General features: G+C 40.4%; 18 protein-coding genes. 8 read left to right on the top strand and 10 right to left on the bottom strand.

Annotated features, from left to right (window positions below):
• Nucleotides 1–9 precede the first annotated feature (9 nt).
• The gene (locus tag HCJ54_RS08945; RefSeq protein ID WP_187137393.1) at nucleotides 10–279 is read left to right on the top strand and encodes a hypothetical protein; all 270 of its coding nucleotides are present in this window, start codon (nucleotides 10–12) and stop codon (nucleotides 277–279) included.
• Between the two features lie 13 nt (nucleotides 280–292).
• Entirely contained in the window at nucleotides 293–424 is a 132-nt protein-coding gene (locus HCJ54_RS15700) for an LPXTG cell wall anchor domain-containing protein (protein ID WP_187137428.1), read from the top strand.
• Between the two features lie 312 nt (nucleotides 425–736).
• Here the strand turns inward: HCJ54_RS15700 and HCJ54_RS08935 are convergent, their stop codons facing one another.
• The 5 genes from HCJ54_RS08935 to relB all read right to left on the bottom strand — a co-directional run bounded on the left by HCJ54_RS08935 (nucleotide 737) and on the right by relB (nucleotide 8051).
• The gene (locus tag HCJ54_RS08935) at nucleotides 737–4633 is read right to left on the bottom strand and encodes an immunoglobulin-like domain-containing protein (RefSeq protein ID WP_187137392.1); all 3897 of its coding nucleotides are present in this window, start codon (nucleotides 4631–4633) and stop codon (nucleotides 737–739) included.
• Between the two features lie 266 nt (nucleotides 4634–4899).
• Complete coding sequence (locus tag HCJ54_RS08930; protein WP_036068462.1) at nucleotides 4900–5574, bottom strand: sugar transferase; 675 nt, start codon at nucleotides 5572–5574, stop codon at nucleotides 4900–4902.
• A gap of 8 nt (nucleotides 5575–5582) precedes the next feature.
• Nucleotides 5583–6857 (bottom strand): nucleotide sugar dehydrogenase, encoded by a 1275-nt coding sequence (locus HCJ54_RS08925; protein ID WP_187137391.1) that lies wholly within the window; start codon nucleotides 6855–6857, stop codon nucleotides 5583–5585.
• 31 nt (nucleotides 6858–6888) lie between these two features.
• Entirely contained in the window at nucleotides 6889–7347 is a 459-nt protein-coding gene (locus HCJ54_RS08920) for a DUF4352 domain-containing protein (RefSeq protein WP_051998693.1), read from the bottom strand.
• A gap of 470 nt (nucleotides 7348–7817) precedes the next feature.
• Entirely contained in the window at nucleotides 7818–8051 is a 234-nt protein-coding gene (gene relB / locus HCJ54_RS08915) for a type II toxin-antitoxin system RelB family antitoxin (RefSeq protein WP_187137390.1), read from the bottom strand.
• Nucleotides 8052–8392: 341 nt separating this feature from the next.
• On the opposite strand from relB, the gene ahpC reads away from it, so the two are divergent.
• Complete coding sequence (ahpC, locus tag HCJ54_RS08910; RefSeq protein WP_185527386.1) at nucleotides 8393–8956, top strand: alkyl hydroperoxide reductase subunit C; 564 nt, start codon at nucleotides 8393–8395, stop codon at nucleotides 8954–8956.
• A 2-nt stretch (nucleotides 8957–8958) separates the two neighbouring features.
• Nucleotides 8959–10488, top strand: coding sequence for an alkyl hydroperoxide reductase subunit F (ahpF, locus tag HCJ54_RS08905; protein ID WP_187137389.1), 1530 nt, complete (start codon nucleotides 8959–8961; stop codon nucleotides 10486–10488).
• A gap of 100 nt (nucleotides 10489–10588) precedes the next feature.
• Here the strand turns inward: ahpF and HCJ54_RS08900 are convergent, their stop codons facing one another.
• Complete coding sequence (locus HCJ54_RS08900) at nucleotides 10589–11131, bottom strand: DUF2812 domain-containing protein (RefSeq protein ID WP_187137388.1); 543 nt, start codon at nucleotides 11129–11131, stop codon at nucleotides 10589–10591.
• 2 nt (nucleotides 11132–11133) lie between these two features.
• Nucleotides 11134–11448, bottom strand: coding sequence for a PadR family transcriptional regulator (locus HCJ54_RS08895; protein ID WP_187137387.1), 315 nt, complete (start codon nucleotides 11446–11448; stop codon nucleotides 11134–11136).
• A gap of 179 nt (nucleotides 11449–11627) precedes the next feature.
• On the opposite strand from HCJ54_RS08895, the gene HCJ54_RS08890 reads away from it, so the two are divergent.
• Genes HCJ54_RS08890 through HCJ54_RS08880 form a run of 3 tightly spaced genes read left to right on the top strand, consistent with a single transcriptional unit; the run spans nucleotide 11628 to nucleotide 14103 of the window.
• Nucleotides 11628–12596 (top strand): ABC transporter substrate-binding protein, encoded by a 969-nt coding sequence (locus tag HCJ54_RS08890; protein ID WP_222712994.1) that lies wholly within the window; start codon nucleotides 11628–11630, stop codon nucleotides 12594–12596.
• 1 nt (nucleotide 12597) lies between these two features.
• Complete coding sequence (locus HCJ54_RS08885) at nucleotides 12598–13584, top strand: FecCD family ABC transporter permease (protein WP_187137386.1); 987 nt, start codon at nucleotides 12598–12600, stop codon at nucleotides 13582–13584.
• Nucleotides 13585–13608: 24 nt separating this feature from the next.
• Entirely contained in the window at nucleotides 13609–14103 is a 495-nt protein-coding gene (locus HCJ54_RS08880; protein ID WP_187137385.1) for a HugZ family pyridoxamine 5'-phosphate oxidase, read from the top strand.
• 63 nt (nucleotides 14104–14166) lie between these two features.
• Here the strand turns inward: HCJ54_RS08880 and HCJ54_RS08875 are convergent, their stop codons facing one another.
• The 3 genes from HCJ54_RS08875 to HCJ54_RS08865 form a co-directional block, all read right to left on the bottom strand.
• Complete coding sequence (locus tag HCJ54_RS08875; protein ID WP_342354457.1) at nucleotides 14167–14472, bottom strand: rhodanese-like domain-containing protein; 306 nt, start codon at nucleotides 14470–14472, stop codon at nucleotides 14167–14169.
• A 150-nt stretch (nucleotides 14473–14622) separates the two neighbouring features.
• Entirely contained in the window at nucleotides 14623–14955 is a 333-nt protein-coding gene (locus tag HCJ54_RS08870) for a DUF3955 domain-containing protein (protein WP_187137384.1), read from the bottom strand.
• Between the two features lie 12 nt (nucleotides 14956–14967).
• Nucleotides 14968–16005 carry a WxLIP family cell surface protein gene (locus tag HCJ54_RS08865; RefSeq protein WP_187137383.1) on the bottom strand — a complete coding sequence of 346 codons (1038 nt, stop codon included), beginning with the start codon at nucleotides 16003–16005 and terminating at the stop codon, nucleotides 14968–14970.
• Nucleotides 16006–16669: 664 nt separating this feature from the next.
• Here HCJ54_RS08865 and HCJ54_RS08860 point away from each other — a divergent pair.
• Nucleotides 16670–18016, top strand: a complete 1347-nt coding sequence (locus tag HCJ54_RS08860; RefSeq protein ID WP_187137382.1) for a nucleoside deaminase — start codon at nucleotides 16670–16672, stop codon at nucleotides 18014–18016.
• Nucleotides 18017–18053 lie beyond the last annotated feature (37 nt).

The raw sequence follows: 18053 nt of genomic DNA, 5'->3' as shown, positions 1-18053 counted from the left end.
TGTTTTCTATTGGGGAATGTCGCTATACCCAATATTATTCCACTTGTAGTGAAAACTCCAGACAGCTATATCCTAGATCCAACACCAATCGATTTCACCGTCACTTTGGGACAAGCAACAACAGTGAATTTAACTGCCATCAATCAATTAAAGGGAATCCGCTCAGTGGAACATCGCGTGTCTAAAAAAGTACTAGCCGGTGCTGAATTTGAATTACAAGATGTGAATAGCATCGTTATTCAAATTGATTTAGTAACAAAAGCTCCATCTGGATACTAATTAGACCAAACACCTGTTACTTTTACGATCAAATATTCAAAAAGTTTTACCTAAAACCGGAGAATCATCATTAGATATCCTTCTACTATTAGGTGGTCTTTCTTTGAGCGGAGTAGCAGTTTACCTACTCCGGAGAAATAAATAAAGCCATACGCTAGACGTTTACTCTATCCCGCTCTATAAAAAGAAGATGCCTATCACCGTATACACACGGTGATAGGCATCTTCAGCTATATACAAAATTGTACATAGAGAGAGCGCGGTAGCAACTAAAAGGGATTTAAAGCGCTACCTACATACATGAAAAATGTACTATGCCCATATTGTAGCATAATAAATAGCGCTTTCCAAATAAACAATCTATGCTCACTATTGCTCTGACATTTCTATTAGTAAGAACAACTATGAAAAAACGCCAACCCTTTTGGGCTGACGCTTTTCACTTTATTTCCAACTATTATTTAGCTGTTACTTGTACTGTTTTCGTATCTAACACGTTACCTGCTTTATCTAGTGCTGTGATGATAACTTCGTCAGTTACAGATTTAACTTTGTCGAAAGAGTAGAACTTGAATTCGCCATCTGTGAATGTTCCACCTTTATAGACTGCGCCATTTACTGTTACTTGTACTGATTTCACTTCACCTGAATATGTTCCTGTGATGTTCTTATCTGTTCCAAGTACTAGTGCGTTCGGAGTAATTGCACCTTTAATTACGTTTTCTGCTACTGGCCCTACAAGTTTAATTGTTTTCGTATCTAGTAGTTTACCTGCTTTGTCGAAAGCCTTCATTGTTACTACATCGCTTGCGCTTGTAATCTTATCAAATGCGTAGAACTTGAATTCACCGTCTGCAAATGTTCCACCTTTGTAGTCTGTACCGTTTACTGTTACTACGACATAGTGTACGTCATCTGTATAGGTTCCTGTGATGTTTTTGTCGCCTGGTACTGCCATTTCAAGTGGTGTAATGCTACCTTTTGTTACGACTGGTACGCCTGTTACTACTTTTAGTGTTTTCGTGTCTAGCAATTTACCAACTGAATCGTATGCATGGATCGTTACAACGTCTGTCGCGTTCTTGATTTTGTCAAAAGCGTAGAATGTGAATTCGCCGTTTGCTACTGTTCCGCCTTTGTACACTTTATCGCCAACTGTTACTGTTACTTTTGCTACGTCTTCCGTATACGTTCCTGTGATGTTTTTATCTGATGCTAGGTTGTATGTTGCTGGTGTGATTTTACCTGCTGTTACGACTACGAATTTCACTTTTGTTCTTGATAGTTCTTTTCCGTATTTATCATACGCTACTGCGAATACCGCGTCTGTTTTCTTGATGTTTTTGTCGTTGGCATAGAATGTGAATGTGCCGTCTGCTTTTACTGTTCCGCCAGTGTATTCTTTGTCGTTCACGAGTAGGGAAACTTTAGCTACGCTACCTGTGAATGTTCCTGTTACATATTTGTCGCCACCGATTAGGAAGTCAGCTGGTGTAATTGTTCCGACTGTTGATGAACGCATGTCTAATAGTTGTTGTGCTTGGTCTAGATCTCTTTGTAGTTGTGCTTTTACTGTTGGATCTGTTACTGTGTCAATGATTTTTTGAGCTGCATCAATAGATGGTTGAATTGTTGGATCTTTGATTTCGTTTGATGATGGTGTGTCGTTCGTGAACAACTCGTTGACTGCTTTGCGTGCTGCTTCTTGACGTGCTTTTTCTGCATTTTTAGCGTCTAAAAGTTCTTGTGCACGGTCTAGATCTTTTTGTAATTGTGCTTTTACTGTTGGATCTGTTACTTTGTTGACTAAGGCTTGCGCTGCATCAATTTTTTCTTGTGTTGTTGATCCTTTGATTGCGTCTGTTGATGGGTTGTTGCTGTTGAACAATTCATTTACTGCTTTTTGTGCTGCTTCTTGGCGTGCTTTCTCTGCTGCTTCTGCTGCATTACGTGCATCTAAAAGTTCTTGCGCACGGTCTAGATCTTTTTGTAATTCAGCTTTTACTGTTGGATCTGTTACTACGTTTACTAGTTTTTGTGCTGCATTGATTGAAGCTTGTGTTGTTGTATCTTTGATTGTGTCTGTTGATGGTTTATCGCTAGTGAATAGCTCGTCTACTGCTTTTTTCGCTGCTTCTTGACGTTCTTGCTCTGATGACGCTGCTGCGTTACGTGCATCTAGTAATTCTTGAGCGCGGTCTAGATCTTTTTGTAGTGCTGCTTTTACTGCCTCATCTGTTACTGCGTCTACTAATTTTTGTGCTGCATCGATTGCGCCTTGGTTCGTGATGTCTTTGATTGCGTCTGTTGATGGTTGGTCGTTGTTAAACAATTCGTTTACTGCTTTTAACGCTGCTTCTTGACGTGCTTTTTCTGCTGCTAGTTCTGCGTTACGTGCATCTAACAATTCTTGTGCGCGGTCTAGATCTTTTTGTAATTGTGCTTTTACTGTTGGATCTGTTACTGCGTCTACTAATTTTTGTGCTGCGTCGATTGCGTCTTGGTTCGTGATGTCTTTAATTGCGTCTGTTGATGGTTTGTCGCTGTTAAACAATTCGTTTACTGCTTTTAATGCTGCTTCTTGACGTGCTTTTTCTGCTGCATTTGCTGCATTACGTGCATCTAAAAGTTCTTGCGCACGGTCTAGATCTTTTTGTAGTGCTGCTTTTACAGTTGGATCTACTACTAAGTCGATTAATCCTTGTGCGTCGTCAATAGATGCTTGTGTTGTTGTATCTTTGATTGTGTCTGTTGATGGTTGGTCGTTTGTGAATAGTTCGTTTACTGCTTTTTGTGCTGCTGCTTGACGTTCTTTATCTGTGCTTGCTGCGTTACGTTCATTTAATAGTTCTTGTGCGCGGTCTAGGTCTTTTTGTAATGCTGTTTTTTCTACTGTATCTGTTACTGCATCGACTAATTTTTGTGCTGCGTCAATTTTTGCTTGTGTTGTTGTATCTTTGATTGTGTCTGTCGCTGGATCATTATTTGTGAAAAGTTCGCTTACTGCTTTTTGTGCAACTTCAACTGTTCCTGTTGTTGTAATACGTTTCGCGTCTGCTAATACGAATTTAGTTTGGATGTCGCCAGTAGATGAAACAGCGCCTACTTGTACGATTCCAGCTTGTGCAGATGCTTGAATAACTTGGAATGTTGCATCTTGCCATGATAGGTCTGGTGTTTCTGTTTTGTTTGTTGGCTTAAATACGCCGATTTCTGATAGGCCTTTGAAGTTAATTGTTGTTTTGCCGTAAGCGGAGAATACACGGTTAGCGCCAGTTCCGTTTGCATCTAGGTCTAATTTACGTGGATCATTGATGTTGATTACTGCGTTTGCTGCTGTTGTACGGAAGATGTGCGCTGCTGCTGGTGCTCCTGCTGCTTGTTTCGCTACTAGGCTTGCGTTTGGATTTATATTTAAAGTTTGCCCTACTGATATTAGTGCGGCAGCTGATACGTCTGTACGATTAATCGTTGTTGTAGAGCTAGTATCGAATGTTACGTTAGCCATTGCGTATGGGAATAACTCACGAAGCGTGTTAAGGTTGAATGTTGCACTTTTACCTACAACAAAGTTTGCTGTGTTAGCTGGTGCATAGAGGAATTCTCCACCATTTGCTGCGACATCTACTTTTGCACCATCTTTAATGATGAAATATGGGTTTGCACCGTATAAAGCGAAAGCATATGTTGCTGTCGTATTATGCTCACCGATGAATTCTCCGTCGATGGTAACTCCACCTGCTTGAACAAGCTCATTTAGCGTTCCTAATTTATCAACGCCTTGTCCGTTTACAATTTTGTTCTTCCCTGTGAAGTTAACAAATCCATTGATATTGTAGACAAATTGTGGTCCTACATAATCGATGTTTTCAAAATTTTGTACTACACCTTTGACACCATCATATACTGTGAATGGTGAGTAGTAATGGGAACCGCGAATCGTCAGGTTTTTTACATTCATTGTTTTCATAGCTGATCCTGTGTAAGCAAAGATTGTCATGTTAGCTGCGTTTATCGATGCTTTACTTTCTGTTAACGTATAACCGTTACCATTAATTGTAAGTTCTGTTTTCTTGTTGTTGATCTGAATTCCTGCTGTCATCGTGATGTCTGCTGTTAATTCGATATTTGTAATGCCATTATCTTGCTCAATGATTTGTTTTAATGTTGCGAAATCACCTACTCGTGTTGGCGCTTCTGTTGTTCCAATTTCGGAGCCTTCTGCTGCTGCGCTTGTTGTTGGATAGACTGTTAACATTTGTGATAAAACCGTTACTGTTGCTAGTGTTGCGACTAAGGCTTTTTTCACCTTTTTAGTTGATAATACGTTTACTGGCGTTGTTTTTTTCTGCATGTTTTATATTTCTCCTTTGTTATAAGAATTTTTCTTATAAATTAGTTTTTTTATTATTATTAGTACGAAATAAATGAAGGGGATGTTCTGTCGGGGAATCCATGGCTACAGTTATTAAGATTGAGATTGCTACTAGGCTTCACATCTTACTCACCGCCTTATTCGTTTATTATCTTTGCCTTACATATACTTTATCAAATTTTTTCACGAAAACTGGATTATTCCGAAAAGTTACTCAGGAAAATCAATTTTCTAGACACTGCTTGTTACATCCCATTTCCTTTGCTTGTAAATTCCTTGAAAGTCATCAGTAATATCTTGATATTGAAGCGAATCGTTCTCGTTTCAATATACTCGAGGTCAAGTTCAACCATCTCTTTAAAACTCAGGTTGTTTCTGCCGCTGACCTGCCATAACCCAGTGCATCCAGGCGTGACAAGTAGGCGTTTCTTATCATAGTTCGTGTAGCTAGCATATTCTGTCGTTAGAGGTGGGCGCGGTCCAACGAAGGACATATCGCCTTTTAAAATATTGATGAACTGGGGGAATTCGTCGAGACTCGTTTTACGAATCCATTTGCCGACGGAGGTGATGCGGGGGTCGTCTTTCATTTTGAACATGTGCCCGTCCATTTCGTTCTGTGCTTGGAGTTTCGCGAGCTGGGCTTCTGCATCAACGTACATGGAGCGGAATTTATACATATAGAAGGTTTTTCCGTCTTTGCCGACACGTTCTTGTTTGAAGAAAATCGGGGCTTTCCAGTTTTCTAGCTTGATCATTACTGAAATTACGAGGAAAACTGGGAAAGAGATCACGAGGGCAATTATGGCTGCGATGAGGTCAAAAATGCGCCATACTTTATCGTGGAGGGGTTTTTCGTGGGATTCTCGGTAATTTAATACCTGTTCTGCAAATTTAAAATCAGTTTTTTCCATTGACATTCACGTCCTTAACTGAATTGATATGGCACCGCGTTCTTTATGACTTTGTGCAGGTTGCCGTAATTGGTATAGACGACTTGCTCACCGACATTTTGAACCATATTTTTCGGGTCGAAAACGATCGCATCACGCATTTTATCTGTGTAGGTAGTTGGAATTGTACGGAATTCATTGTGATCGCTTAATACGACGATTAGTGAGCTATCTTCACATGCTTCTTCGCCAGTGAGCGGGGCCGAAATCACGTGCGGGTCGAAACATTTAATATCAAAACCTTCTTCTATGAGCAATTCTTTGATTTCCATCGCGGGACTTTCACGGATGTCATCGATGTTTCCTTTATATGTTAGTCCGAAAAGTGTTACGGTATTACCTTCACGTTGTTCCATGATGGCTTTTACGTTTTGGACAACATATTCGGGCATACTATTATTGACTGCACGGGCTGTTTGCATAAGGGGAGATTGTTCTGGGGCGGCCGCGATGACGAAATATGGATCAACTGCTAGACAGTGTCCACCAACGCCTGGGCCAGGTTGATGTAGATTTACACGGGGATGTTTGTTTGCCATTTCAATCACTCGTAGGGCATCGATCTCAAGATGGTTACTAATTTTTGCAAGCTCGTTTGCAAGGGCAATATTGAGGTCACGGTAGGTATTTTCCATGAGCTTACTAAGTTCGGCTTCACCGGCTTGCGCTTTAATGATCTCGCCTTCAACAAATTCGCCGTATACCGCCGCTGCTTTTTCAGTACATTGCTCCGTAATCCCACCAATGATACGTGGATTGTGAACTAGTTCGTGCATGATATTACCTGGCAATACACGTTCTGGACAGTGTGCTAAGAAAATGTCTGCTCCGACTGTGAATCCTTGTTTTTCGATTAGTGGTTGGACGACATCTGCCATCGTTCTCGGTGCGATCGTTGACTCAACAATAATCGTATCGTTTTTCTTCAAAAGTGAAAGAATACTTGTTAGCGCGGATTCGACATATGACGTATCGCATGATTTGTACTCATCATCTTTGTTAGGGGTTGGTACTGCGATGATATATGCATCTGCGCTCACTGGGGTCGTACTAGCATGGAATTTGTTCAAAGCTAACGCTTCTTGTAAATCATCCTCTAAACCTGGTTCTTCGATGTGAATGAAGCCTGCGTTCAAGTTTTCTGTCATCACTGGTGATAAATCTACTCCTGTTACCGTATTTCCGTATTTCGCGAATAAGATCGCGGTCGGTAAGCCGATATATCCTAGACCTACTACTGTAATTTTCATTATTTAAAATTCCGCCTCTCAGTTTAATCTCTTATTTTTCCGGAAGTATGATTGTCCACGTTGCCGTTTCGTCTGTCGATTCCACTACTGGTTTGTAATGCAATGTTACTTTTTCTTCACCTGCTGGTACTTCATAGTAACCAGAGCCTTTTAATGTCTTTCCTGCAGGAATCGCGTCACCGAAGTTATTAGCGCTTAGGCCATCTACGGAATGCTTTTTGCCATCTTTCGTTTCAATTACGAAGTCGCCTGCTCCGGCACCTGATTCATCTGCACCGACGTTTTCAATTCTAAAATCTATTTTTGCAAGTTGTTTATTATCATTTTGGCTATTTAAAGTGTTAACGCTTGTCACTGTTATTTCTAGGTCATTTGCTGTTCTTGTTTTCCCAAGATCGTTTGCGGTGGAGGCAGTTCCACATCCAGCGACAACCAATACGAGTGTTAGGCTTAATACGAATAATGTGATCCAACTTTTACTTTTCTTCATAAAATACTTCCTCTCCTGTTTTGCGATTTATTTGTTTCGCTTGATCTACTAACAGCTTACCATCTCAAAATCCAGAAACAGGAATATTCCAGAAAATTGATTGCAATCCTCAACATACAAGACACCAATAACACTCCATATCCCGCTTTCTTCTATAGAAAAGGGCGGCCACAACTTTTCGTGTGTAGTAGAAAAATGCGTACATATGGTGATATAGAAAAGACCCTTGATGATAAAAACATCAAGGGTCTTTCTATTTTTTATAGATTTGCTTGATCTTCCTCAATCCTACAAATGACGCGATAATCTCCAATGACCATCATAGTTTCCTACTAAAGCTTTTCCGCTTGCTTGCGGATTTTCTGTGCCATCAACGTGCTTTGATAACCACTTTAAAATAGTGTGACCAGCGTGTCTATCTAATTTGGATAGCTGTTTTTCAAATCGAGAAGTTGTCCTGACATGATGGCTCATTCATTATCTCCCAATCCGTACTCCGACATAAGATCTGATAACGGGCATGATTTAGCCTGTTTTAAATATTCTTCATATGCATAGTCAGCCACACGAGCGTCATACTCATCTTCTAACGATTCAAGCGTTGTCGTTTTCAGTAAATCTGACAAACTCTTCCCTTCAAATTTCGCCATATCATCCAGAAATTGCTTTTCTATATCTGATACACGAACTGTAATTGTAGCCATGTCTATCCCTCCTCGCATTCCTATCTATAATAGCCTTTATTTGTCATGACAATGAGCATTCGCAAATTCCTTATCAAGAGCTATCACTAAAATAATATTCTGTAAATAACTGAGAAAATTATATATCAATTGATAAAAAGAATTATTAAAAAAATAAGTTCATACCAACAGATCAAATTCGTTGATATGAAATAATTTACAGTGATTCGAACATGTTCCCCCATTTTATACTTCCTTTTAAATAATAAACATTATAAATAACTATTGACAATCGTCTAAAATAAGTTGATAATTCTAAGTGTGATATTTCACATAAAAAAGTGTTTAAGGAGGAATTATAGATGTCGTTAATTGGAAGAGAGATAGAAGAGTTTGCTGCAAAAGCTTTCCACCAAGGTGAATTTATTGATGTTTCATCTGAGGATTTCAAAGGAAAATGGAGTGTCGTTTGCTTTTACCCAGCCGACTTTACATTTGTTTGCCCAACTGAATTAGAGGATTTGCAAGATCAATATAAAGTATTGCAAGACCTAGGTGTAGAAGTTTATTCTGTTTCAACGGACACACACTTTACGCATAAAGCATGGCACGATGCGTCAGAAGCCATTGGCAAAATCGAATATATAATGATTGGCGATCCTACCCATAAGATCTCGCGAATTTTTGACGTTTTAGATGAAGAGGAAGGTTTAGCAAATCGTGGCACGTTCATCATTGATCCAGATGGTATTGTTCAAACAATTGAAATTAATGCAGACGGTATTGGTCGCGACGCCAGTGCTTTAATTGATAAAATCCGCGCTGCACAATATGTGCGAAACAATCCAGGTGAAGTTTGTCCTGCAAAATGGAAAGAAGGCACGGATACGCTAAAACCGAGTCTAGACTTAGTAGGTAAAATTTAAGCATGGCTTTAGATAAAGAAATCAAGGAACAACTTGCGGGCTATCTGGATTTACTGGAACAAGATATTGTCCTAAAAGTAAGTGTCGCAACAGATGAAAACTCGCAAAAGTTACTTGAATTTGTTAGTGAAATAGTAGATATGTCCCCAAAGATTCGTTTAGAACACGGCTCGCTTTCAAGAACGCCGAGCTTTAGCGTGGAACGGGAAAACGAAGATTACGGTATTGTTTTTGCTGGGATTCCACTAGGTCATGAATTTACCTCACTTATTTTGGCATTGCTACAAGTAAGTGGTCGCCCGCCGAAAATCAATGATGATATCACGGCGCAAATCAAAAAAATCAACAAGCCACATCATTTTGAGACTTATGTCAGCTTAACATGTCACAACTGTCCAGATATCGTGCAGGCGCTGAATATCATGAGTGTGCTGAATCCAAATATTTCACATACAATGATTGAAGGTAGCATGTTCAAAGACGAAGTGGAAGCAAAAAACATCATGGCAGTTCCGACGATTTTTGACAATCACTCGCTATTTGGAAGTGGTCGGATGACAATCGAACAAATTATCACCAAAATAGTAGGTGTAGCCGATGCTTCCGAATTTGAAGATAAAGAACCGTTCGATGTCCTCGTGATTGGTGGCGGTCCAGCAGGTGCCAGTGCAGCAATCTACGCCGCTCGCAAAGGTATTCGAACTGGTATTGTAGCAGACACTTTCGGAGGTCAGGTTTTAGAAACGTTAAGCATCGAAAACGTGATTGGAACAAAATACACAGAAGGTCCAAAACTGATAGCACAGATTGAAGAACACGTGAACGAATATGGCGTTGATGTGATGAAACAAGTACGCGCAAAAAGTATTCAGAAGAACGAAAGCGTGGAAGTCACACTCGAAAACGGCGCTGTATTAACGACTAAAACCGCGATTATCTCGACTGGTGCAAGATGGCGCAATATTGGCGTTCCTGGTGAGCAGGAGTTCAAAAATAAAGGCGTTGCATATTGCCCACACTGCGATGGCCCACTTTTTGAAGGGAAGAATGTCGCTGTCGTTGGCGGAGGTAACTCTGGTATCGAAGCTGCGATTGATCTCGCTGGTCTCGTAAAACATGTCACTGTCCTCGAATTTATGCCTGAACTAAAAGCCGATAACGTTTTGCAGAAGCGTCTTTATTCCCTGCCGAACGTCACTGTTTTGAAGAATGTGCAGACAAAAGAAATTACGGGGCAAGACAAGGTAAATGGCATCACATATGTGAACCGTGAAACAAATGAAGAAGTTCATCTCGATGTGGAAGGCGTATTCATCTTGATTGGTCTAGCTCCGAACACAGAATGGCTTGGAAATGATGTAGAGCGAAACCAAATCGGTGAAATTATTGTCAATAAACATGGCGAGACAAACGTTCCTGGCATATTTGCCGCTGGAGACTGTACAGACAGCGCTTATAAACAAATCATTATCTCGATGGGCTCAGGTGCCACAGCTGCACTCGGCGCATTTGATTATATGATTCGTCAATAAAAACTGATAATGCTGAGAGACACGTTAAACCTGTTGTTACAAAACGGGTTAACGTGTCTTTTATCATTTTAAAAATCTTCTTCCTTGCAATAATTCGCGCTTAGACCTCACGATTCATCCTGATTTTTTTCGTAATATTAATATACATTTTCCCGTAAAGGGCAATAATCACCAGCGCAACGAATAGGATAATAATGCCCAAAAAAGGGTATGAAAAGACACTCATATATAGCGTACCTAATACAACCAATAGCACTGAAAAAATAGCTCCAAACCGCGTCCAGTTCGACCTTACCCTCTTAAGCAACCCCACCATCGAGTCGTTATCCGTAAAAATCACTTCTCTCCCGCCACCTTCTTGCACGCGCTTTCTAAAATACATCCATTTCCCCTTAAAAATCGGATACGAGAACACATTTTCCCAGCCTGCATCCTTAAAAAGCACCAAATACTCCTCTTCATCCCCAGTCGTTTCTTTATAATCAATACAATACGAATACGCCCCTGGTGCCCCTTTTTCAAAATGATAATGAGGAAAGGCATATTTCGTGAAAAACCATCCCTGATTGGCCATTTCTTCTAAAAATGCCTCTTCTTTCTCCACATTGTCCACCGTAATAAACTTCATTACTTTCTTCACCATGTTTATTTTCCTCCCCTCGAATTTTGATACAACTCCTCGATGCGTTTTTTCTCCACCTCGAGGACTTCTTTGCCCAGGTTTGTGATTTGATAGATTTTCCGATTGCTTTCTTCTTGAATAATTGTGATTAACTGGTCTTTCTTCATTTTTGACAAACTGCCGTAAATCGTTCCTGGTCCTAAAATAATCCGGTCCTTCGTCATCTTTTTGACGCTATCTGTAATTGCATAACCATGTTTTGGTTGAACCAAGGATAGCAAAATATAAAACGCGGTCTCCGTCATCGGGACGTAAGTTTTGACTAATTTTTCATCCATAAATATATCACACCTCGATGTATTTGATAATTATAATATATCACGGCTCGATATAATTAGCAAGGACATTCCAGAAAAGAAATCCGAATCCGTCTTGCCAAACAAAACCAAATTTGGTATACTCCAATTAATTGATAACGATTATCATTATCAATTATAACTGAAGGGGGTTTCATGAAATGATAAAAAGAATTGTATTTAGTTTAGTAACCGTCTCGGCGTTAGCACTTGCTGGATGTGGCACCGCAGATGAAACAACGAAGGCAGAGGTCAAGACATCAGGGCACGGCAACACGAGTACGCCAACGAAGTCTAACTCTGAAACTACAAAAATCCAGACACTTTCCGCACAATTTCCAGCTGAACCAGCAAAAAACGTTGTCGCAACTTCTGTTTCTGTAACAGAAATGCTTGATATACTGAGAATCACGCCCGTTGGAATTCCGAGCACCACGCACAAACTTCCTGATAATTTTGCGAGTATTCCAAAAATCGGTTCCGCAGTGGAGCCTGACGTTGAGAAAATCGCCAGCCTGAATCCCGATTTAGTCATCGGTTCTGAGTCCATAAAAAACAGCATCGACAAAAAAATCAGCCAAATTAACTTAAAAGGCGCGTACTTACCAACCGATTCTTATCCAGATCTAAAAGTATCTCTTGAGGTTCTCGGCAAGGCATTCGATAAAGAAAAAGCAGCCACTACATACCTCACCCAACTACAAAAAAATGAGGATAAAATCGTTGACTCCATCTCAGCTAAAACCGCGCCCAAAGTGATGATTTTATTCGGAACCGGCAGTTCGTTCATGCTGATGAATGACACAACATATGTCGGCAGCCTCGTAAAGACGGTGAAAGCTAAAAACATCATCACTGAAACGATGAAAACCGATGAATCTTATGTACCATTAAATATGGAAGATGTGACTGCCGCAAACCCAGATGCGATTTTCCTTGTATCACACGGCGATGCGAACGCTGCTCTGACGCAATTCAAAACAGATGTGAAAAAAAATGGCGCGTGGGAGAAATTAAATGCCTTCAAAAACGACAAAGTTCAGGCGCTCGATTATGATATTTTCGGCTATGCATCGCTTGCAAACGCAGCGACTGGTCTAGAACAGCTGAAAGACATCCTTTACAAATAAGATGGAACGAAAGCAAAAAAGCTGGTTTCTCATTGGGACAACTTCGATACTGCTTGTTGTCTCAATGATTATAGCTGTAGGCGTTGGGAGTATTCACATTGCTCCGATGGAAAGTATCCGTACTTTATTTGGTGAAGGCGCTGAGCTGTCTCAGACAATTTTGTGGAATTTGCGAATTCCGCGGGTACTCATTGCTGTGATTGTCGGCACAAATTTGGCGGTTTCTGGGGCATTTTTGCAGGCGGTAATGCGGAATCCATTGGCCGATCCTGGTTTGACCGGGGTTTCTAGCGGGGCCGCGGTGACCGTTTTGATGATCGTATTGCTTTTTCCGAACTTAGGTAGTTTCGCGCCGCTTGCAGGTATGATTGGTGGGCTCGTTGCTGTCGTCATTGTTTATGCGCTCGCTTGGAAAAATGGCACAATCTCACCAATGCGAATTATTCTGTCAGGTGTTGCCGTCAACGCGATTATGGGTGGAATCATTGGTCTGCTTTCGATTCTATACAGCGATCGTCTGCCCGCTGTCGTGCAATGGATGAACGGAAGCCTCGCTGCAAAAGGGATGGGCGACGTGGGACTCCTGTTGCCATACTCGATTATCGGTTGGATTTGCGCGATTTTCTTCATTCGAAAAGCGAATATTCTAAGCCTCGGCGACGATATCGCGGTCAATCTTGGTGAAAAGATGAATCAGACGCGAATTATTTTATCGATTATCGCTGTGTACCTTGCTGCTATCTCGGTTTCTGTCGTTGGCTTGCTCGGATTCGTCGGCCTAATCGTACCGCACATGGCGCGCTTTTTAGTCGGCTCCAATTATTGGCGCTTAATCCCGATGAGTATGGTGCTGGGCGCTTTGGTTTTGCTTGCCGCAGACACGATTGGTCGCTCTCTTTTTGCACCGCTCGACATCCCTGCCGGAATCATCATGGCCATTGTCGGCGCGCCGTATTTTCTATACTTGATGCGCGCTAAAGATATATAACAGAATAAGAAAGGTTGGATAAACATGGTAGCAACAGTGAAAATGGATCAGGTAAAATCACGTTATGACGATTTTTTGGAAAGCCGTAAAACGATCGTGATTAGTTCACAGGATTCGGATGGTCATCCATTCATAAGCTATGCACCTTTCGTGAAGCATGAAGGCAAACTCTACATTTACATTAGCGCTATCGCCGAGCACTACGACTTTATCGAGCAAAATGAGACCATTCAAATCATGATGCTCGCCGATGAAGCGAATACGAAAAACCTATTTGCCCGCGAGCGCCTTTACCTGCGATGCCAAGCGAAAAATATCGGAAACGACAACCTCGAGCCCCTCTTCGCAAAAATGGAAGCGATCCATGGTACATCACTCATCCGTTTACTGCGAACCATTGACATGTCGATTTTCGAGCTAACCCCACAAGCTGGTCGCTACGTGATTGGCTTCGGACAAGCCTTTACCGTTGATTTTGCGTCGGGAGAACTGGAGCATATTGTAGTGAATAAAAAATAGATAAAAAAGGATACTGACACAGAAAAACGTGTGTACAGTATCCTTTCTATTTCCTATAATGGATCAATTTTTACGAGAAACCATGGAGTTCCACTTCATCAGACCGCCCTTTACATTTGTCACATCATAGCCTCTTTTGTATAGATATTGTGTTGCTAGTTTGCTACGTGCCCCTGAGTGACAAATGATATAAATAGGACCCTCATAATCAAACGTCTTTAATTTTGTTAGTGGCACATTTTGCGAACCTTCGATATGATCGCTTGCATACTCAAAGCGCTCCCGAACATCAACAATCACCGGCTTTTCTCCCATTTTATCAGCCAATTCAACCACAGTTATCGAAGGAATTTTTTTAAAGAAAGCCACCTTTACTACCACCTTTTCTGATTGTATTGCACTATCTCTCTAAAAGCATACCATTAAAAAAAGAAAAAGACATGTCTGATGCCTCCCTTCATAGATCGCGTTTACGTCTACTCTTGGTATATCAAACATGCCTATTCAATGGTACCTGCGTTAATGGGATTGTTTTTTAATGAATGCTTTCGCGGAAAAGAAAATAGTTGCAATAATTCCTACAGAAAAGAATACATAGCTCACTGGGATTAAGAAGAATGCTGGTTCGCTAACAAAGCCATTTGCATCTATCGTGCTACCTACCATAGCTGAAATTCCTAAACATACGATTCCTATAAAAATTAATATTGGACCCATCCAAAGCTTTATTTTTTTCATTGTAATCATCCCTTTACTGAGATTTTCTTCACTTGAAATATCATATTTTATTATAATGGCTTCATTAACATCTACAACTTCATTATACAACATATATATATTGTTTTCAATCATATTTTTATCGTTTTACAATAAATTATTCTTGTGCCCTTTTTTCAAGCGTCGACCTAGCAAAAAAACAAGCCCCACTAATGATACCACAATCAAACTCCCGCTGATCATGTACCACATCATTTCATCTGCCTCGAGTTCGACCGCCTTATCGTTTAGCTCAGCTGCAACATCGCTTTTTATTTCGAAGGCTTCATCCCATTTCCATATATTTTTACCAGAAGTAGCTATCATTTTCAAACGATATTTCCCCGGCTTGAATTTTTGATTATCCCAGCCTATACCAAAATTAAAATTGGAATTTGGTGCCATTCGAAGACCGGTTAATTTTTCGTTATAGAGTACCTTATCGCTATTTTCTCGGTAAACATCCGCGCTAACTTCCAAGTTTGGAATAATCACGGATTTTGTATTTTGCAAATTTGCCTTCAGAACATTGTGGTAGTCCACCTGTGACGGTGATATTTTGTTCAGTTGCATCTCTGGCTCCACTACGCGATCATTTTCTGTCAGGAAAACGCCGATGACATACTCGTTTTCATCTTTAGTTTGAACGCCGTTTTGTGAGTCAGTCGCTCCGTTTTTCGCAGTTTCTTTTTCGGTGAAATGAAGTCCGCCTAAGATCATCCCTTCATAAGGAGTACTTGGCATCGTCACCTTTACTTTCATCGTTTTGTTCGATTTAGCTGGGATTGTAATTTCCGTTGGTGTTTTTGCGATGTGGGAAAATGGATATTTGAGGGTTGTATCGATTTTTGGTGTGGCGTTGCTAAAGTCGACGGTGCCGTTATCGTTTGTGATCGCTGTGTTGGCATGGGTTTCCACCGTTACCGCGCGATCAAGCCTATTGTTCAACATCACCTCTAGCACCTGCTCCTGCCCCGGTTTCATCCGCAATTCAAAATAGGTATTTGACTTATCAATTTGGTTTTCTGGAAGAACTGCTGACACAGAAAAATTCATTTCAGCAGCGTTCGTTATTTCTATATGTATTAAAATTCCGCCAGCGATCGCACCCATCATGATTAACATTGCTATTAATTTCTTCACCATAATCTGACCCCACCTATTTACACTTAATTTTTCAAAAAAAGACAACAGATTGGTTTATGTCTACCTCCGCCAAATCCGTTTCTATCATGGTGTTCGTATTTTCTTGTGATGGATTAAAAAAGAATGACGCTCCACTCACTTTGAATACTATATAGTTTTTTCAGTCTTCTATAATTATGTAACACTTTAATCATCTCTACTTCTTAAAAAATAAATATTACCATTTTCGAAACCTCCCGCTCCCATTCCAATAATATCATATACGTAATATATTTCACTATTTTTAGATAAAAAATACAATATTTTTCTTCGTTTAGACACATTTTAGACACAAATAAAAGATAAATACGCATAATAATAATTAAAATCATATTGACAAAAATGTTTTAATGTGATAAATAAATACATTTTTTGTAAAAAAATAATTCTAGCTCTCGAAAATACTTTTTACCAAAAAAATAAAAAGTATTTTACATTTCATTCTGATTGTGATACAATTCTCTTGCGAAAACGCTTTCTATTGTATTACTTGGTAATAAAGCTTGTGGTAAGCGCTTATCCACTTTATTTCAACCAACTTATTTTACAATTGATATTCTGTTTCGCAGGGTACGGGGCCCAATGCAAATAAGATTCTTAAATAAAAAATAGGAGTGATTGATGAATGAAGTTTACGTGGAAAAAAGGGGTAATTTTATCAGCGGTGTCCATTCTTGCAGGTAGCGCTATATTAGGAAATGTATTAAATGACGTGCACGTAGATGCCGTCCCTGCAACAATCAACGGAATACAAGACGCAGTTCATGAAACAGCTGATCAAGTACTACACGCGTCCGATCAAGGCACATTTAGCGTTGGTGGTATGCTCATGGATACTGATGGCAATGTTGTTTACACGCAACACAATAACGTCGTAACGAATGATTTAGTTTTTGACCCAACTGCTCATGGTGAGCGCCAAATGATTGATTGGTATTATGAGAATAAAGAGTCACTTGATTTACCTGAGCCTGAAAAAATTATTTTGGTAACATCGCTAGATCCTTGTGCTATGTGTACAGGGTCCATTTTGCAAGCAGGATTTGCTAATGTTGTCGTGTCTGCCAACGATACGTATGCTGGAATTAACTACGATAAATCAGCGTTATTCCCATCGTTAAGCGGTACTTCAATGCAAGCGGACGCACAAGCAAGTTTCTCTTATCCAGCCGTTTTAGGTTCCACGGCAAAATTCTCACGCGAAGCAACCGGTGTACCTGTTTCGCCAATTTTTGGAGACAACACAGCTATCGAAGATCAAACGTATGCCTTGACATCTACAGCTTTTGACGCGACATTAAACGATGTTTCGAATAAAATCAACACCGATTTACCCGAAGATCAATTACTAGATCCAAAAACGTTAGCGACCACAGACCCCATTTATGTAGCATTAAAAGCCGCTTATCCACACGCACTGGAATATACTGCACCATCGCCTAATAATCCAGATGAAGGACTCGCGCCGTATCTCATCGAAGCCGCTGAGCAAGATATCGCAAACGGTGGAGACGGTAACGCCGTTGCGCTCCTAGATAGATTTGGAAACTTAATTATGGTTACCGCAGGAAATCAGGCTATTTCTGAAATCCAGACACCATTCATGCTGGCAACCCGCGGCTACGCTAAACTCAGATACAATTTACAAATGGATGGCGTTTCGAATGCCACACAATATCTAGGTCATCCTAAGTACAACACATTCATTTACGCCAAAGGACCGGAGATTAACCCACAAGGATTAGCCGATTTCGGTGCTTTTGGCTCTACAATGGAAGGCGCGATCCCAACCGATAGAACGCAATTCCAATACGGTGTAGAAAGAGCAACGCAAGCTGAATTGGACGCATTCGCAGACGATTTGCCGCCATTCTATAGCGATGATGATTCGGTCAACGTTCATATTAAAGAAACCGCAAACCAAGACCTGATCGCAGCATTAGCAGCAGGATTACCAACAACGATTAAATAAAATTCAGATAAAAAATCCAGCATACTGGCAGCACCGA

It is taken from the genome of Listeria grandensis, from assembly GCF_014322885.1.
Taxonomy (GTDB): domain Bacteria; phylum Bacillota; class Bacilli; order Lactobacillales; family Listeriaceae; genus Listeria_A; species Listeria_A grandensis.
This window is presented reverse-complemented; position numbering and strand designations above follow the sequence as displayed.

What these genes read in the sequence shown, in the direction of transcription:
- HCJ54_RS08900 (WP_187137388.1), bottom strand. Translation starts at nt 11,131, where the DNA reads ATGGTGAAGAAAGTAATGAAGTTTATTACGGTGGACAATGTGGAGAAA.
- HCJ54_RS08920 (WP_051998693.1), bottom strand. Translation starts at nt 7,347, where the DNA reads ATGAAGAAAAGTAAAAGTTGGATCACATTATTCGTATTAAGCCTAACA.
- HCJ54_RS08880 (WP_187137385.1), top strand. Translation starts at nt 13,609, where the DNA reads ATGGTAGCAACAGTGAAAATGGATCAGGTAAAATCACGTTATGACGAT.
- HCJ54_RS08870 (WP_187137384.1), bottom strand. Translation starts at nt 14,955, where the DNA reads ATGATTGAAAACAATATATATATGTTGTATAATGAAGTTGTAGATGTT.
- HCJ54_RS08860 (WP_187137382.1), top strand. Translation starts at nt 16,670, where the DNA reads ATGAAGTTTACGTGGAAAAAAGGGGTAATTTTATCAGCGGTGTCCATT.
- HCJ54_RS08895 (WP_187137387.1), bottom strand. Translation starts at nt 11,448, where the DNA reads ATGGATGAAAAATTAGTCAAAACTTACGTCCCGATGACGGAGACCGCG.
- ahpF (WP_187137389.1), top strand. Translation starts at nt 8,959, where the DNA reads ATGGCTTTAGATAAAGAAATCAAGGAACAACTTGCGGGCTATCTGGAT.
- HCJ54_RS08925 (WP_187137391.1), bottom strand. Translation starts at nt 6,857, where the DNA reads ATGAAAATTACAGTAGTAGGTCTAGGATATATCGGCTTACCGACCGCG.
- HCJ54_RS08890 (WP_222712994.1), top strand. Translation starts at nt 11,628, where the DNA reads ATGATAAAAAGAATTGTATTTAGTTTAGTAACCGTCTCGGCGTTAGCA.
- HCJ54_RS08885 (WP_187137386.1), top strand. Translation starts at nt 12,598, where the DNA reads ATGGAACGAAAGCAAAAAAGCTGGTTTCTCATTGGGACAACTTCGATA.
- HCJ54_RS08935 (WP_187137392.1), bottom strand. Translation starts at nt 4,633, where the DNA reads ATGCAGAAAAAAACAACGCCAGTAAACGTATTATCAACTAAAAAGGTG.
- HCJ54_RS08930 (WP_036068462.1), bottom strand. Translation starts at nt 5,574, where the DNA reads ATGTCAATGGAAAAAACTGATTTTAAATTTGCAGAACAGGTATTAAAT.
- ahpC (WP_185527386.1), top strand. Translation starts at nt 8,393, where the DNA reads ATGTCGTTAATTGGAAGAGAGATAGAAGAGTTTGCTGCAAAAGCTTTC.
- relB (WP_187137390.1), bottom strand. Translation starts at nt 8,051, where the DNA reads ATGGCTACAATTACAGTTCGTGTATCAGATATAGAAAAGCAATTTCTG.
- HCJ54_RS08865 (WP_187137383.1), bottom strand. Translation starts at nt 16,005, where the DNA reads ATGGTGAAGAAATTAATAGCAATGTTAATCATGATGGGTGCGATCGCT.